14 protein-coding genes are annotated in these 14,926 nt (G+C 70.8%); 4 read left to right on the forward strand and 10 right to left on the reverse strand.

Annotated elements, in window-relative coordinates; translation table 11 throughout:
- Positions 1 to 141: 141 nt before the first annotated feature.
- Positions 142 to 750, forward strand: coding sequence for an extensin (locus ACK1X7_RS43735; protein WP_390794868.1), 609 nt, complete (start codon positions 142 to 144; stop codon positions 748 to 750).
- An 11-nt stretch (positions 751 to 761) separates the two neighbouring features.
- On the opposite strand, the gene ACK1X7_RS43740 is transcribed toward ACK1X7_RS43735, so the two are convergent.
- The 5 genes from ACK1X7_RS43740 to ACK1X7_RS43760 all read right to left on the reverse strand — a co-directional run bounded on the left by ACK1X7_RS43740 (position 762) and on the right by ACK1X7_RS43760 (position 6,134).
- Positions 762 to 1,658, reverse strand: a complete 897-nt coding sequence (locus ACK1X7_RS43740) for a lysozyme (protein ID WP_413116590.1) — start codon at positions 1,656 to 1,658, stop codon at positions 762 to 764.
- Between the two features lie 82 nt (positions 1,659 to 1,740).
- Entirely contained in the window at positions 1,741 to 2,388 is a 648-nt protein-coding gene (locus ACK1X7_RS43745; RefSeq protein ID WP_385157584.1) for a TetR/AcrR family transcriptional regulator, read from the reverse strand.
- A gap of 10 nt (positions 2,389 to 2,398) precedes the next feature.
- Positions 2,399 to 4,561 carry a xanthine dehydrogenase family protein molybdopterin-binding subunit gene (locus tag ACK1X7_RS43750; RefSeq protein ID WP_413116591.1) on the reverse strand — a complete coding sequence of 721 codons (2,163 nt, stop codon included), beginning with the start codon at positions 4,559 to 4,561 and terminating at the stop codon, positions 2,399 to 2,401.
- Positions 4,558 to 5,559, reverse strand: a complete 1,002-nt coding sequence (locus ACK1X7_RS43755; protein WP_390794871.1) for an FAD binding domain-containing protein — start codon at positions 5,557 to 5,559, stop codon at positions 4,558 to 4,560. The genes ACK1X7_RS43750 and ACK1X7_RS43755 overlap by 4 nt, the downstream gene beginning before the upstream one ends.
- On the reverse strand, positions 5,556 to 6,134 hold the full coding sequence (locus ACK1X7_RS43760; RefSeq protein WP_361508040.1) for a (2Fe-2S)-binding protein: 579 nt from the start codon (positions 6,132 to 6,134) through the stop codon (positions 5,556 to 5,558). The genes ACK1X7_RS43755 and ACK1X7_RS43760 overlap by 4 nt, the downstream gene beginning before the upstream one ends.
- 51 nt (positions 6,135 to 6,185) lie before the next feature.
- Between ACK1X7_RS43760 and ACK1X7_RS43765 the strand changes: the two genes are divergently transcribed.
- The gene (locus ACK1X7_RS43765) at positions 6,186 to 7,337 is read left to right on the forward strand and encodes an XdhC family protein (RefSeq protein WP_385158291.1); all 1,152 of its coding nucleotides are present in this window, start codon (positions 6,186 to 6,188) and stop codon (positions 7,335 to 7,337) included.
- Positions 7,338 to 7,417: 80 nt separating this feature from the next.
- Positions 7,418 to 8,761 (forward strand): MFS transporter, encoded by a 1,344-nt coding sequence (locus ACK1X7_RS43770; RefSeq protein WP_385158293.1) that lies wholly within the window; start codon positions 7,418 to 7,420, stop codon positions 8,759 to 8,761.
- A 104-nt stretch (positions 8,762 to 8,865) separates the two neighbouring features.
- Here the strand turns inward: ACK1X7_RS43770 and gndA are convergent, their stop codons facing one another.
- The 4 genes from gndA to ACK1X7_RS43790 all read right to left on the reverse strand — a co-directional run bounded on the left by gndA (position 8,866) and on the right by ACK1X7_RS43790 (position 13,158).
- Positions 8,866 to 10,320 carry an NADP-dependent phosphogluconate dehydrogenase gene (gndA, locus tag ACK1X7_RS43775; protein WP_385152675.1) on the reverse strand — a complete coding sequence of 485 codons (1,455 nt, stop codon included), beginning with the start codon at positions 10,318 to 10,320 and terminating at the stop codon, positions 8,866 to 8,868.
- Between the two features lie 227 nt (positions 10,321 to 10,547).
- Positions 10,548 to 11,366, reverse strand: a complete 819-nt coding sequence (locus ACK1X7_RS43780; protein WP_385152672.1) for an MBL fold metallo-hydrolase — start codon at positions 11,364 to 11,366, stop codon at positions 10,548 to 10,550.
- A 22-nt stretch (positions 11,367 to 11,388) separates the two neighbouring features.
- Positions 11,389 to 11,982 carry an ester cyclase gene (locus ACK1X7_RS43785; RefSeq protein ID WP_385152669.1) on the reverse strand — a complete coding sequence of 198 codons (594 nt, stop codon included), beginning with the start codon at positions 11,980 to 11,982 and terminating at the stop codon, positions 11,389 to 11,391.
- A 12-nt stretch (positions 11,983 to 11,994) separates the two neighbouring features.
- Positions 11,995 to 13,158, reverse strand: a complete 1,164-nt coding sequence (locus ACK1X7_RS43790) for a hypothetical protein (RefSeq protein WP_413116592.1) — start codon at positions 13,156 to 13,158, stop codon at positions 11,995 to 11,997.
- 37 nt (positions 13,159 to 13,195) lie between these two features.
- Here ACK1X7_RS43790 and ACK1X7_RS43795 point away from each other — a divergent pair, with 37 nt between their 5' ends.
- Positions 13,196 to 13,927, forward strand: coding sequence for a TetR/AcrR family transcriptional regulator (locus ACK1X7_RS43795; protein ID WP_390794872.1), 732 nt, complete (start codon positions 13,196 to 13,198; stop codon positions 13,925 to 13,927).
- A gap of 48 nt (positions 13,928 to 13,975) precedes the next feature.
- Here the strand turns inward: ACK1X7_RS43795 and ACK1X7_RS43800 are convergent, their stop codons facing one another.
- The gene (locus tag ACK1X7_RS43800; RefSeq protein ID WP_385152660.1) at positions 13,976 to 14,908 is read right to left on the reverse strand and encodes a LysR family transcriptional regulator; all 933 of its coding nucleotides are present in this window, start codon (positions 14,906 to 14,908) and stop codon (positions 13,976 to 13,978) included.
- Between the last annotated feature and the right edge of the window lie 18 nt (positions 14,909 to 14,926).

Genomic DNA, 14,926 nt, shown 5'->3' on the forward strand with positions numbered 1-14,926 from the left:
GGCCGTACACCGGGGGGCCATGGTTATCATCTGGCTCGTTCTTTACTCTGTAACACGTGTGCGTCGGACATCAGTTCCGCTCGGAACCGGGCCTTCCGGTGCACTGCACCCAACCCATGCCATAACGGGGAGACCAGCGAAATGGGTCGACACAGCCGACCGACCGCCGCCCAGCAGGCGCGTACCACGACGCTCAAGGCGGCTACCGCCCTCGGAGTGGCCGGAACCATAGCCTTCGGCCTCCACTCGACGACCGGCGGCGACAAGTCCGTGCAGGCCCGCTCCGATGTGAACACACAGCAGGAGCAGGCGCCGCACATCGACCCCACCGTCGACCACTCGCCCTCGCAGAGCCATGTCTCGCCCAGCGAGTCCACGAAGCCGAAGCTGATCTCCGACGACACGGACGCCGCCACTCCCGGTGGCGGGGCGACGGACCGGAGCGCCGGCGCGCAGCGGCCCACCACCCCGGCCACCCCCGACGCGGCCCCCTCAAAGGCCGCGACCACCCACGCGGCCCCCACCCCGGCACAGCGGGACGACCAGGTTCCCTCGGAGCACTCCTCGCCGAGCGAGACGACCCCGAGCGCCGATCCGACCACCCCCTCGCAGCAGCCCAGCCAGCCGCCGCAGTCCACTCCCGGCGAGGGCGGTCACCACGGCAAGGGTCTGGTGGGCGGTCTGGTGGACGGTGTCGGGGACACGCTCGACGGTGTGCTCGGCGGGGTCGGCGGTGTGCTCGGCGGCTGAGAGCCGCCGCCTCACCCCGTGGCCAGCGCCTTGAGGCCCGCCAGGCTTCCGTTGAACCTGTTGTGGTCGCCCACCAGCGGCCCGGTGGAGGTGTACTGCCACAGGGTGTGGGTCTCCCAGCCGGCCGGCAGCTCCCCGGGGGTGGCGGCGTATCGCGCCAGCCACAGGGGGTTCCGCTCGGCGAAGGCGGCGCTGTTGCCCGTGCATGTCTTCCACCAGCCGGTGGCGGTGTAGATCACCGGCTGGCGTCCGGTGCGCTCCTTGACCCGCGCCGTGAAGTCGCCGATCCAGTCCACGATCTGGGACGCGGTCAGTCCGAAGCAGGTTGCTCCGTACGGGTTGTACTCGAGGTCCAGGACGGGCGGCAGTGTCCTGCCGTCGTCCGACCAGTCGCCTCCGTTGCTCACGAAGAAGTCGGCCTGACGGGTGCCGCTGGAACGATCCGGCAGGGCGAAGTGGTAGGCGCCGCGGATCATGCCCTGCTGGAAGGAGCCGTTGTACTGCCCGGCGAACGAGGGGTTCTTGTAGGTCGTGCTCTCGGTGGCCTTCACATAGGCGAATCGGACGTTGTCGTCCCACAGGGCCGCCCAGTCGACCGAACCCTGATGGTCGCTGACATCCACACCCTCCACCGAGGCCGCTCTGGTGGCCCTGGGTGAGACGCCGGGGTCGGCCTTCTCGTAGCGGGCGATCGTCGAGCCCATCCAGTCCCGCTCGGGGTGCGAGACGGACGATGCGGGGGCCGGGTCGGTACCGGTGTCGTGGTCGGGGTCGGTCGTCCCGGCCGTGGCCGGGACGAGGGTGGCGAGGACGGCGGCGGTGACCGCCACCCCCAGTGCGCCGATGGCGTACGGCGAGCGCAGCCGCGAAGGCGCCCGGTGGGCGCCCTTACCGGATTTCAGGGACATCTGTTCCTCCGATCCGTTCCGCATCGACGGTATGCGCGCCGAACGAAGATCGTGAAGTGGAACGGGAAATTCTGTCCCTCCGTCAGCGGTCCCGTGCCACCTCGCCGACATGCCCCGACGGCACGCCGTAGCCCGCTACCAGCGCCCGCGCGGCCCGGGTCGCACGGATGGCGACCTCCTCGACCACGTCATCCGGATCGCCGAACTTCCCTTCCAGCAATTGGGCGACATACCCCCGGGCGAGTGCATGCAGCGCGTCGAGCAGCGCCACGGCCGTCGCCGGGCCCTCGCCCGGAGCGATCACCTCGAAGGCGCTCGGCAACAGCAGATCGACGAACTCCCGGGTGCTGTCCCGTAGCTCCGGATGGGTGGCCCGCAGCCCCGGGGCGAAGAGGATGTCCAGCCCGCCGCGGTAGCGGGCCGCCGCGCGCACGAAGCTGCCCGCCACCGCCGCCAGCCGCTCCTGAGCGGACCCGGTCTCGGCCGCGGTCTCCAGGTAGATGGCCCGCAGCCGCCGCGAGACCTCCAGCGCGGCGGCGGCGACCAGCGCGTCACGGTCGGCGAAGTGGCGGTACGGGGCACCGGGGCTGACACAGGTGCGGCGCGCGGCCTCCGCGACGGAGAAACCGCGCACCCCGACCTCATCGATGATCTCCAGGGTCGCCTCCACCAGCGCCGCGGCCAAGTCGCCGTGGTGATAGGTGGCGCGTCCCTTCGGGGTGGGTGCCATTCGGGTGACCCTACCGGACCCGAGACTCCGGCTCGCCCGCCCCTGGCCTGCGCTTTTCGGCGGACCTGGCCGCCCGCAGCGCCTCCCGCGAGCGCTCGATACGGATCGGCAGATCCCGCACCCGCTCTCCGGTCGCATGGTGGAAGGCGTTTCCGATGGCCGCCGCCGCGCCCACGATGCCCAGTTCGCCGATGCCCTTGGCACCCACCGGATTGGAGGTGTTGTCGGTCTCCTCCAGGCACACCACGTCCAGCCGCGGGACATCGGCGTGGGCGGCGATGTGATAGCCCGCGAAGTCATGGTTGGCGAAGTCGCCGAAGACCGGATCGACCTCGCCGATCTCCAGCAGCGCCATCGACAGACCCATCGTCATGGCTCCCAGGAACTGCGAGCGCGCGGTGTGCGGATTGACGATCCGCCCGGCCGCGAACACGCCCAGCATCCGGTCCACCCGGATCTCACCGGTGTCGGCGTCCACCCGCACCTGGGCGAACTGCGCCCCGAAGGTGTGCCGTGACAGATCCGCCCGCCGCCCCAGGTCCTCGGTGGTGTCGGCCACCACCTCGAGGCCGCCGTCCGGGACCATACCTCCGTAGACGTCCAGCTCCTTCAGCAGCGCACGGCACGCCTTGTCCACCGCCCAGCCCCAGGAGGCGGTGCCGAGCGAACCGCCCGCGAACGGCGCCATGCCCAGCGACGCGCGGCCGATCTCCAGCCGCAGCCGCGACACCGGAATGGCCAGCGCGTCCGCCGCCACCTGGGTGAGGGCGGTGCGGGCGCCCGTGCCGAGGTCGGCCGCGCCGATGCGCACCCGGTACGTCCCGTCCTCCTCGGCGCGCGCCACCGCGGAGGAGGGGAAGGTGTAGTCCGGGTGGTGCGAGGCGGCCACACCGGTGCCGACCAGCCAGCGCCCCTCGCGCCGGATCCCCGGCGCCGGATCGCGGTGCTCCCAGCCGAAGCGCGCCGCGCCCTCGCGCAGGCAGGCCACCAGATTGCGGCTGCTGAACGGTTTGCCGCTCTCCGGGTCGTTCGCCGGCTCGTTGCGGATCCGCAGCTCGATCGGGTCCATGCCCAGCGCCTCGGCCAGTTCGTCGATCGCCGACTCCAGTGCGAACATCCCCGGTGTGTGGCCGGGCGCGCGGAACCAGGCGGGCGTCATCACGTCCAGCGGCGCCACCTTCACGGTCGTACGGGCGTTGGGCGCCGCGTACATCATCCGCGTCGAGGACACCGTCTGGTCGGCGAACGGCACCAGGGTCGAGCGCTGCTGCACCGAGTCGTGCTGGACCACCGTCAGCCGGCCGTCGCGCCCGGCGCCCAGCCGCACCCGCTGGATGGTGGGGGAGCGGTAGGGGATCAACTGGAACATCTGCTGCCGGGTCAGGGCGATCTTCACCGGCCGTCCGACGGCCCGTGCGGCCAGCGCCGCCAGCACCGTCGGCGAGCGCGGAATGCCCTTGGCCCCGAAGCCCCCGCCGATGTACTCGGCGACGACCTCCACCGCACTCAGCTCGATCCCGAACAGCGCGGACAGGAGCTGCGCGCTCATGTACGGGCCCTGGTCGGAGTTGAACAGCGTCAGCCGGTCCTCGTCCCACACCGCGATGGTGGCATGCGGCTCCATCGGGCTCACATGCTCGACCGGGGTGGTGTACGTGTTGTCCACCCGCACCGGAGCGGCGGCCCACGCCGCATCGGCGTCACCGCGCTCGACCAGGCCGGGGCTGCCGTCGGTCACCGTCTCGGCGATCTCCAGCCGCTCGTCGTCGGCGCGCAGCACCACATCGTGCGGCTCCCGCTCATAGCTCACCCGGACCGCGGCCGCACCCTCGCGCGCCGCCTCCAGCGAGGTGGCCACCACGGCGGCCACCATCTGGCCGTGGTAGGCCACCTGAGGGGACTGGAGCACGAAGAGGTCCGCGCTCGCCTGTGCCTCGGCGTTCAGCCGCGGGGCGTTGGTGTGGTCGAGCACCGTCAGCACACCGGGCAGGGCCAGCGCCGGGGCGGGATCCACCGCCGTCACCCGGCCGTGGGCGACGGTCGCCTGCACCGGCCACACATAGCTGACGCCCTGAGTGGGGAACTCATAGGCGTAGCGCGCCGCGCCGGTCACCTTGTCCAGGCCGTCGACCCGGGTCATCGGGGCGCCGACACATCGCGAGACGGTGGTCATGCGCGGTCCTTCCTCGCGGCGAGGTCGCGGACGCCCGCGACCATCAGATCAATGGCCAGGTCGACCTTGAAGGCGTTGTCCGGCAGCGGCCGCGCCTCGGCCAGCTCGGCCCGGGCCGCCTCCCGCAGCGTCTCCTCGTCCGGCCGGGCGCCGCGCAGCCGCTCCTCGGCGATCCGGGCCCGCCACGGCCGGGGCGCCACCCCGCCGAGCGCGATCCGCACGTCCTGGAGCGAGCCATCCTCGGCCACGGACACCGCGGTGGCGGCGCTCACCAGCGCGAAGGCGTACGACCAGCGGTCCCGTACCTTGCGGTAGCGCATCCGGGCACCTGGCGGCGGCGGGGGCAGCTCCACGGCGGTGATGAGGTCACCGTGGTCCAGGACGGTCTCCCGGTGCGGTGTCTCGCCGGGCAGCAGATACAGCTCCGCCACCGGAACGGTGCGCGAGCCGCCGTCCACGGACCGCAGATGCGCCACCGCGTCGAGCGCCACCAGCGCCACCGCCATGTCGGAGGGGTGGGAGGCCACGCACCGGTCGGAGGTGCCCAGCACGGCCAGATCGCGGTGCGCGCCCCGGATCGCCGGACACCCGGTGCCCGGTTCGCGCTTGTTGCACGGCTTGCTCACATCCTGGAAGTACCCGCAGCGGGTGCGTTGCAGCAGATTGCCGCCCACCGTGGCCACCGTGCGCAGTTGCCCCGACGCCCCGGCCAGCAGCGCCTGGGACAGCAGCGGGAAGCGCTCGCGGATGCCCGGATCGCCCGCCAGAGCGCCGTTGCGCACGGTGGCGCCGATGAGCACGGAGCCGTCGTCGCGGTGCTCGATCCGGTCGTACGGCAGCCGGGAGACGTCGATGAGCAGCCCGGGGCCGGTGACGCCGAGCTTCATCAGATCCACCAGATTGGTGCCCCCGCCGAGGTAGGTGGCATCCGGGCGCTCGGCGATCAGCGCGGCCGCCTCGTCGGCGTCGCCCGCGCGGGCGTAGGCGAACTCCTTCATCGGGCGCCCCCGACCGTGGCAGTGTCCTCGGCGCCCGCGGCCTCCAGCACGGCCTCCACGATGCCGTTGTACGCACCGCAGCGGCACAGATTGCCGCTCATGCGCTCGCGCACCTCCCGCGCGTCCAGCTCAGAGACATCGGCCACCCCGGCGGCGGTGTCCTCGGTGACATGGCTGGGCCAGCCGCGCCCGGCCTCGCCCAGCGCCCCGATGGCGGAGCAGATCTGGCCCGGGGTGCAGTAGCCGCACTGGAGCCCGTCATGGTCGAGGAAGGCGCGCTGCACCGGGTGCAGTTCCCCGCCGTCCGACAGCGCCGCCACGCCCTCGATGGAGACGATCTCGCGCTCCTCGGCGGTCACCGCGAACACCAGGCAGCTATTCACCCGCTCACCGTCGACCAGTACCGTGCAGGCCCCGCACTGACCGTGGTCGCAGCCCTTCTTGGTGCCCGTGAGCCCCAGCCGCTCGCGCAGCACATCGAGCAGGGTCGTCCGGTTGTCGATGGTCATCGGGTGGGACGTGCCGTTGATCCGCAAGATGATGTCGCTACTCGGTGAGTGATGTGAGAGGCTCATACATTGAATGTATCAACCTCTTACATGGGTCGGCGAGGAGATTTGGATTCCATGCGAGACGTCGTAGCGCAGATGCACCGATGGTGGGGCCGGGGCGAGCCGTTCGCCCGTGCCACGGTGGTGGCGACCTGGCACTCCTCCCCGCTGCCGCCCGGGACGAGCATGCTGGTCGGGCCCGATGGCGCCGCGATCGGCAGCGTCTCCGGCGGCTGTGTCGAGGGCGCCGTCTACGAACTGGCCCAGGAGGTGACCGACAGCGGAACGCCCGTGCTGGAGCGCTACGGCGTCAGCGACGACGACGCCTTCGCGGTCGGGCTGACCTGTGGCGGAATCATCGATGTGTATGTGGAGCGGGTCGACCCCGAAGGCTTCCCCGAACTGGGCGAGGTGGCCACCGCGGTGGCCGCCGGGGAGCCGGTGGCCGAGGTGATCTGCGTGGCCGTCGACGGGCCCGACCCGGAGGGGCGGCTGGGCCGCCGGCTGGTCGTACGGCCCGAGGGCACCTCGGGATCCCTCGGCTCCGGGCGGCTGGACGCGGCCATCGCCGAGGACGCGCGCGGACTGCTGGCCGGCGGGCGCACCGAGACCCTGCGCTACGGCTACGACGGCACACGTATGGACGAGGAGCTCACCCTGTTCGTCTCCGTCCACGCCACCCCGCCGAGGATGCTGGTCTTCGGTGCCGTCGACTTCGCGGCGGCCATGGCCCGGATCGGCGCGTACCTCGGCTACCACGTCACCGTGTGCGACGCCCGGCCGGTCTTCGCCACCGCGCGCCGCTTCCCCGACGCACACGAGGTGGTGACCGACTGGCCGCACCGCTATCTGCGCACCGAGGCGGAGGCGGGCCGGATCGACGAACGCACGGTGGTCTGTGTGCTCACCCACGACCCGAAGTTCGATGTGCCGCTGCTGGACGTCGCCCTGCGCCTGCCGCTGGCCTACGTCGGCGCCATGGGCTCCCGCCGCACCCACGACGACCGGCTCCGCCGGCTGCGCGCCACCGGTCTCGGCGAGGAGGCGCTGACCCGGCTCGCTTCGCCGATCGGCCTGGACCTCGGCGCCCGTACCCCGGAGGAGACCGCCGTCAGCATCGCGGCCGAGATCATCGCCGACCGCGGCGGCGGCAGCGGCACCCGGCTGACCTCACTGAGCGGCAGCATCCACGGCCGGCGGCAGATGCGTCCCGCGGCCGGGGACTGAGGAGCCGGGGCCACGGCGCGGGCCGGGGGTCGTCACAATGGTTCCCGGCCCGAATGGATGTAGGAGGAATCGAACCAGCCGTGGAGACCGCCAGAAGCAGCGACGACGAGATAGAACCCACCGCCCGGGACGACGACAAGCCTCCCGGAGCCGAGGGCGGCGCCCCCGCCCCGCCGCCGAAACCCGGCTGGCGCCGCTGGGTGATGGACACCCGGCCGTTGCGCCACCGCCCCTTCCGGCGGCTGTGGACCTCCACCACCGTCACGGCCATCGGCAGCCAGCTCACCGCCGTGGCCGTCCCCAAGCAGATCTATGACATCACCGGCTCATCGGCGTGGGTCGGCTACGCCAGTTTCGCGGGGCTCCTCCCGCTGGTGGTCTTCGCACTGTGGGGCGGGGTGGTCGCCGACCGGATGGACCGGCGCACCCTGATGCTCGTCACCAACGTGGGCATCGCCGTCACCTCGCTGCTGTTCTGGGCCCAGTCCTTCGCCGGTCTGGACTCGGTGGCGGTGCTCATGGTGCTGCTCGCCGCCCAGCAGGGCTTCTTCGGCATGAACTCCCCGGCCCGCAGCGCCTCCGTCGCCCGCCTCGTGCCCGCCGACGAACTGCCCGCCGCGGGCGCCCTCCAGTCCACCGTCGCCCAGACGGGCATGATCATCGGGCCGCTGCTCGCGGGCGCCCTGATCCCCGTCCTCGGCCTGCCCACGCTCTATCTCATCGACGCCGTGGCGCTGTGCATCACCCTGTGGGCCGTCTGGCGGCTGCCGTCCCTCCCGCCGCTCACCGAGGGCGCCGCGGGCGGCGGCCGACGGGCCGGATGGCGCGATGTGGTCGACGGCTTCCGGTACATCGCCGCCCACCGCATCCTGCTGATGTCCTTCCTCGCGGACATCATCGCCATGGTCTTCGGCATGCCCCGCGCACTCTTCCCCCAGCTCGCCTCGCACACCTACGCGCCCTGGGGCGAGGGGTTCGCGCTCGGCCTGCTCTTCGCGGCGATCCCGATCGGCGCGGTGGCCGGCGGTCTGCTGTCCGGCACCTTCTCCCGCGCCCGCCGCCACGGCCTGATGGTCATCGCCGCCGTGGTGGCCTGGGGCGTGGCCATCGCCGGATTCGGACTCAGCCCGAACCTGTGGTGGGCGGTGGCCTTCCTCGCCCTGGCGGGCGTCGCCGACATGGTCTCGATGGTCTTCCGCGGGGCGATCCTCCAGTCGGCCGCAACCGATGACATGCGCGGCCGGATGCAGGGCGTGTTCACCGTGGTGGTGGCGGGCGGCCCGCGCATCGCCGACCTGCTGCACGGCACCGCGGGCTCCCTCCTCGGGGCCCGCGCGGCGGTCGCCGCGGGCGGGCTGCTGGTGGCCGTCAGCACACTCGGGCTGGCCGCCGCGGTGCCCGCCTTCCGCCGCTACACACCCTGACGGCGCGGCGGCGCGAGGGCCGTGGCACACAACGGCACGAGGGCCGTGTCCCCGCCGGAATCCGGGCGGGGACACGGCCCTCGTGCCGTCACGACGTCGCGACGTCAGGCCGTACGCTCGTCGCGGTCGGCGCCCCACATCGTGTGGAACGAACCCTCGCGGTCCACCCGCCGGTAGGTGTGCGCGCCGAAGAAGTCCCGCTGCCCCTGGACCAGCGCCGCGGGCAGCCGCTCCGAGCGCAGCGCGTCGTAGTACGCCAGCGCCGCCGAGAAGCCCGGTGCGGGCACGCCCAGCTCGACCGAGGTGGCCACCACTCGCCGCCAGGCGTCCTGCGCCGCGCCCAGCGCCTCCGCGAAGTGGTCGTCGGTCAGCAGCGTGACGGGCTTGCGGTCCTTGGCGTACGCCTCGGTGATCCGGTTCAGGAACCGCGCCCGGATGATGCAGCCGCCACGCCAGATCCTCGCGACCGCCCCCGGGTCGATGTCCCAGCCGTACTCCTGGCTGCCCGCCTCGATCTGGTGGATGCCCTGCGCGTACGCCACGATCTTCGAGGCGTACAGCGCCTGCTCGACATCGTCGGCGAACCGCTCCGCCGCCGCGCCCGTGAGCTTCTCGCCGGACGGCCCCGGCAGCCCCTGCGAGGCGTCCCGCAGATCCGCGTGGCCGGACAGCGAGCGGGCGAACACCGCCTCGGCGATCCCGCTCACCGGCACGCCCAGGTCCAGCGCGGTCTGGACGGTCCAGCGGCCGGTGCCCTTCTGCTCGGCCTGGTCCTGAACGATGTCCACGAACGGCTTGCCGGTGGCGGCGTCGGTGTGCCCGAGCACCTCGGCGGTGATCTCGATCAGATACGACTCGAGCCGGCCGCCGTTCCAGGTGCGGAAGACCTCCGCGATCTCGCCCGGCGTCATGCCCAGCGCCCGCCGCAGCAGGTCGTACGACTCCGCGATGAGCTGCATGTCGGCGTACTCGATGCCGTTGTGCACCATCTTCACGAAGTGGCCGGCCCCGTCCGGGCCGATATGGGTGCAGCAGGGGACGCCGTCCACCTTGGCGGAGATGTCCTCCAGCAGCGGGCCGAGGGACTTGTAGGATTCCGCCGATCCGCCGGGCATGATGCTGGGCCCGTTGAGCGCGCCCTCCTCGCCACCGGAGATGCCGGTGCCCACGAAGTGCAGCCCGCGCTCGCGCAGGGACTTCTCCCGGCGCCGGGTGTCATCGAAGTGGGCGTTGCCCCCGTCGATGATCACGTCGCCCTCTTCGAGGAGGGGTGCGAACTCCTCGATGACGGCGTCGGTGGGCGCACCCGCCTTGACCATGATGACAAGCCGCCGGGGCCGCTGGAGGGCTGCGACGAACTCCGCGGCGCTCTCGGCCGGCACGAAGTTCCCCTCGTGGCCGTGCTCCTCCATCAGCGCCTTGGTCTTGGCGAACGTGCGGTTGTGGAGAGCGACGGTGTGCCCGTGCCGGGCGAAGTTGCGGGCGAGGTTGCTGCCCATGACGGCGAGCCCGGTGACGCCGATCTGGGCGGTGGGCTGGGTGGTGGAAGGGCTGGGCATACGGTGTTCCACTCCTGTCACGCGCATTGAATGCTTATGCGAGGTGGCAACGACGAAGGGAACGGGGATCTTCCCTCACGGTCAGCCGGGCATCGCCCGGCCATAGTTGCACGATGTCCCCGACGGCGGACGCGTGTCCGAAGAAAGCGGCCGAGGTGTGTCATTTTTCTCCCACCCGGCCGGTGTGCCGCCTTGTGGGGTGCCCACAAGGCGGCTGGTGGACGGGTTCAGCGGTCCCGGCGGGGAAGTCGGCGCGGAGCCGCGCTGCGTGCGCGGGCGGCCCGGAACAGGGAGGGATCGTGGGCACACACCACCATCAGGTGTTCCTGGTCGCCTTCCCGGAGCTCCGCGATGCGTTCTTGGTTGGCTCGCAGCGCCTTGATGTCGTGTGCCACCAGACGCTCCTGGACCCGTAGCGAGGCGGGGACATGGCATGTGCCGTCGAGTGTCCCCCGGTGGTAGAACGTGTCCCCGCAGTGCAGGACCCAGTAGTCGCCGGCGTCGACCGCGACGGCGGCATGTCCTCTGGTGTGGCCGGGCATGGGCACCAGCACGATGCCGTCGTCGATCTCGGTGAGTTGCTTGGCGGCTGTGAACCCGCGCCATTGATCCCCGGCCGGGTCGTGCTCCACCAGTTTTGGGCGGTGGGACAGCAGGATGCGGCGGTACCGTGCTCTCTCCAGGCGGGTGGCCGGTGACAGCGCGCCTCGCACCTCGGCGGATGTCACATGGACCCGCGCGTCCGGGAAGTCCGAGAGTCCCCCGATATGGTCCAGGTCGAAATGGGTGATTACGATGTGTGAGACGTCCTTCGCCTGGAAGCCCAGCTCGTTGATCTGGTGCAGCGCGGTCTCCCGTACATCGAACGCCGGACGGACGAGGTGGCGGACAATGCCCACTCGGCGGGCCGGTTCCGCGATGTCCTCCGTCCCGTATCCGGAGTCGATGAGCACCAGCCCGGTGCTGGTTTCGACCGCCAGTACGTGACAGACCAGATCGGCGCCCGGCAGCCGCATCGTCCCGCAGTTGAGGTGGTGGACTCTCACCTGAGGGCCTCGAGTCGCGTGCTCATAGCGGTTCTCCTGTGTCGGGGGCGACGGGTCGGCGTATGAAGTCGGGCGGGGTGCTGCGAAGGAGTCGCGGATCTGCTGCACCGCCGGCCATCGCGAGGGCCCCCTTGAGGATGCGGATGAGCTTCAGCAGACCGCTCGGCCTGCGTTTGTCGACCCCCGCGACGAGCTGTTTGAGGATGGTCAGTTGGTCGAAGTAGATGCGCTCGGTGACCAGGTTCTCGTTCTCGTCGAAGATGAAGTAGGCGTTCATGCGGGTGCGGTGCCCGGCACCGGTCGACGGGATCTTGCCGAGGGGGCCCAGGTGGGTGCCCATCAGCCAGAACTCGACGATGACCGCGTCGACGCTGTGACGCAGGGCGATGATCTCGTGGTTCTGGTCGGGGAAGGCCACGCGGGTACCGTCGTAGTACTCGCGGACCTCCGAGTCGCCGTCGTGCACCCTCATCAACGCGATGAGCTCGTAGTGCGGATGCGGGAAGGTGGACAAGGTGGCGTCCCAGTCCTGGGCGACCTCATCGCGGAAATGGTCGAGAACGAGCTTCTCGCGAGCGCGGAGCACGGACTCGGGGGGCAGCACAAAACGGTTCACGGTCGTCGCTCGCTAGTTCGCGTGGGTGATGGTGCGATGGCTGAACGTCGGCCTGGTGCCAGGGTTCGTCCAGGCGCCGGTCAGCTCACTGGACGGGAAGAACTGTAGGAAACGCGGGTCTTCCTGGCACGGATCGGCGAGCGTCTTCTCGAGGATGACCGAGTTGTACTGGTCGGCCGTGCTCTCGATGCTGTTGGCGTTGAGGACGACCTCCTGCCCCCACTCGCGGCTCCACTTCGCCAGGCCCGGGAGCTTCGAGTGCTCCGGCGTCAGACACTCGGCCGCTATGACGTTCTCGCTGCTGACCCATATGCCGGTCGAGGTGTTGACGACCAGAGTCTGGTTGCCGAACACATGCCCCGGTGTCTTCACCACGGCGACGCCGGGGCCGAGCATCACCGAGCCCTCGATCGGGAGAAACGCCTCCGCCGGTACATCACGGTAGGAACCGGGCTGGTACCAGGGCTTTTGCAGCGGGTGGAGCTCGGCCATGCCCGCGAGTTCATCACGCTGAACAATGACCTTGGCGTTCGGAAAGGCCGGCTGCGGCTGACAACCGAGGTCTTCCTGATACGCCGTGGTCCCCACCCAGCGCCGAAGGTCCTGGGTGTGAAGGTGGTCGAACAGGAGGTAGTCGATGTCTCCCGGCGCGATGCCCAGGCCGGCGAGATGGTCCAGCACCGTTCCATGCTCGGTCAGCATCCGGCGGGCGACGACGTCAGGCGTACGCTGCGCAAGCCTGTCGAAGTAGGGCGTGTACCGGCCCAGTTCGACGTCGCTGGGCTCGAACAGCAGGACACGCGACCGACCGTCGGTCTCATGCCACCGGATGACGAGCATGCGGTTGGTTATCGACAGGAATGGCGCGATCGCGTGCGACGCCCGGAAGAGGCCGAATCGCGTCGGGTAGGGCAGTGTGACCAGGTCGCAGGTGGTGATGCGGTCAGGCGTCCCCGTCGTCGCGAACTCTCGCTTGAACGCTGCCGCCTCCAGGCGGACCGCGGCCAGCCGGACGCCCGGCCCTCCGGGCGTCCGGCTCAGGTCGGTGAGCGTGTCGACGGGGGTGCCGATCACCGGCAGATCGACCACGTCCGCCGCACGCCACGGAAAGTTCCGCATCCGGGTCTCCAGGTTAATTCCACGCCGTGGATATTCGGTCCCACGGTTATAGTCCACACCGTGGATTTTGGCAAGGATGAGGCATGATGAAGTGGTGACGACGCTGCCTGAATCCGCCGAGAACCCACCTGGAACGCCGCCCCGACGTGGCCGGCCCCGCAAAGGCGCGTCCACGCTGACCAGGGCGGCCATCGTCGGTGCCACCATTTCCCTGATCGACGAGGAAGGTGTCGAGGGCGTCAGCATGCGCACCGTCGCCCGTCGCCTCGGAGTCGACGCGAAGAGCCTCTACAACTACGTCGACGGCAAGGACAACCTCCTCGACGCCGTCGCCGAGCACATCCTGGCCGGCCTCTCACTCCCCGAACCGACGGGATCGCTCGATGTGGACCTCCGCGCCATAGGGAGAACGTTCCGCGCCGGCACCCTCGCGCACCCCCGAGCCGGAGCCCTCGTCCTGACCCGGCAGCTCTCGTCCACAGCCGGTCTTCAACCCATCGACAGGGTGCTGTCGATCCTGCGTGCCGCCGGCTGCCACCCCGCCGAGGCGGTCCATCTGCTGAGGACGCTGCTGGCATCGATCATCGGGACCCTCTTGCGCGAGGTCACGGCCGGGCCGACCTTCGGAGCGGTCGTTCCCGAGGCCGAGGCGAGGCGACGCCGCGACCTCGAGTCCTCGGGAATGCCCGCACTGGTCGAGGCGGCCCCGTACCTGGCCCACTTCAACCACGATGAGGAATTCGAGTACGCCTTGGATTTCATCGTCACCGCGGTGACGCGGAAGGCCGCTGAGGACAAGCGGACCGACCAGACCGCACATTCTTAGGTGACCGACTGGCAGCCGCCGCTCAAGCCGGGCCGCCTCGTCGCGCGTTCACCGCGCGGTGGCGCCCGTGGTGGCGGCGTCCGGTCTGTGTCGCCTGGTCACGGCCAGGAGTTCGGCAGCCGGGCCGGCCAGGGGGCGTTCCGACGCCCATACGGCGCGCAGGGCACGGTGCAGTTTGATGCCCTCGACCTCGACCGCCACCAGGCGGCGGTCGGCGAGGTCCGTTCGTACGGCGAGTTCGCTGATCACTGCCGGGCCGGTCCCGGCCATCACGGCGTTGCGCACGGCAGTCGCCGACCCCAGCTCCAGCAGGGGCCGGGGCTCGGCCATCCCCGCCCGGCGCAGCGCCTGGTCCAGAGTTTCGCGGGTGCCCGATCCACGTTCACGGAGCACCAGCGGCGCGGCGGCAAGCTCGGCGACGCCCAGCGGGCGACGGCGGCGCGCCCAAGGGTGTCCCGGCGCAACGACCACGAGCAGACGGTCATGGGCGACCCGCCGAGCAGGCAATCCGGCCGGGGCCTGCGGCGACTCGATGAATCCGAGATCCACCGCGCCACTGCGCAGCAGCTCCGGGACGTGCTCGCTGTTGGTCACCTGGAGGCCCACGTACAGCTCCGGCCGCATCCGACGCAGTTCGCCGAGCCAACCCGGTACCAAGTACTCGGCCACCGTCATGCTCGCCGCGACTCTCAGCTCGGCGTCGCGCTTGGTACGCAATGCCTCCGCGCCGGTGAGCAGACCGTCCAAGTCCTGGAGAACCTGCTGGGCCCAGACCGCCACGGCCCGACCCGCGTCGGTGAGCTGTGATCCGCGCCGGGTCCGCTCCACCAGCACCAGGCCGAGCCTGCGCTCCAGTGTGGACAGCCGCTTGCTGGCCGACGGCTGCGCGAGACCGAGCTGCGCCGCCGCCCTGCTCAGACTCCCCACGTCTCCGACAAGGACGAGCAGACGCAGCGATTCCAGATCCGGCAACTGACTCATAGTCCCAGCGTATGGCTC

The organism is Streptomyces sp. CY-1, from assembly GCF_047218265.1.
GTDB classification, from domain to species: Bacteria; Actinomycetota; Actinomycetes; order Streptomycetales; family Streptomycetaceae; genus Streptomyces; species Streptomyces niphimycinicus.

What these genes read in the sequence shown, in the direction of transcription:
- ACK1X7_RS43755 (WP_390794871.1), bottom strand. Translation starts at nt 5,559, where the DNA reads ATGAAGGAGTTCGCCTACGCCCGCGCGGGCGACGCCGACGAGGCGGCC.
- ACK1X7_RS43735 (WP_390794868.1), top strand. Translation starts at nt 142, where the DNA reads ATGGGTCGACACAGCCGACCGACCGCCGCCCAGCAGGCGCGTACCACG.
- ACK1X7_RS43800 (WP_385152660.1), bottom strand. Translation starts at nt 14,908, where the DNA reads ATGAGTCAGTTGCCGGATCTGGAATCGCTGCGTCTGCTCGTCCTTGTC.
- gndA (WP_385152675.1), bottom strand. Translation starts at nt 10,320, where the DNA reads ATGCCCAGCCCTTCCACCACCCAGCCCACCGCCCAGATCGGCGTCACC.
- ACK1X7_RS43745 (WP_385157584.1), bottom strand. Translation starts at nt 2,388, where the DNA reads ATGGCACCCACCCCGAAGGGACGCGCCACCTATCACCACGGCGACTTG.
- ACK1X7_RS43765 (WP_385158291.1), top strand. Translation starts at nt 6,186, where the DNA reads ATGCGAGACGTCGTAGCGCAGATGCACCGATGGTGGGGCCGGGGCGAG.
- ACK1X7_RS43740 (WP_413116590.1), bottom strand. Translation starts at nt 1,658, where the DNA reads ATGTCCCTGAAATCCGGTAAGGGCGCCCACCGGGCGCCTTCGCGGCTG.
- ACK1X7_RS43750 (WP_413116591.1), bottom strand. Translation starts at nt 4,561, where the DNA reads ATGACCACCGTCTCGCGATGTGTCGGCGCCCCGATGACCCGGGTCGAC.
- ACK1X7_RS43760 (WP_361508040.1), bottom strand. Translation starts at nt 6,134, where the DNA reads ATGAGCCTCTCACATCACTCACCGAGTAGCGACATCATCTTGCGGATC.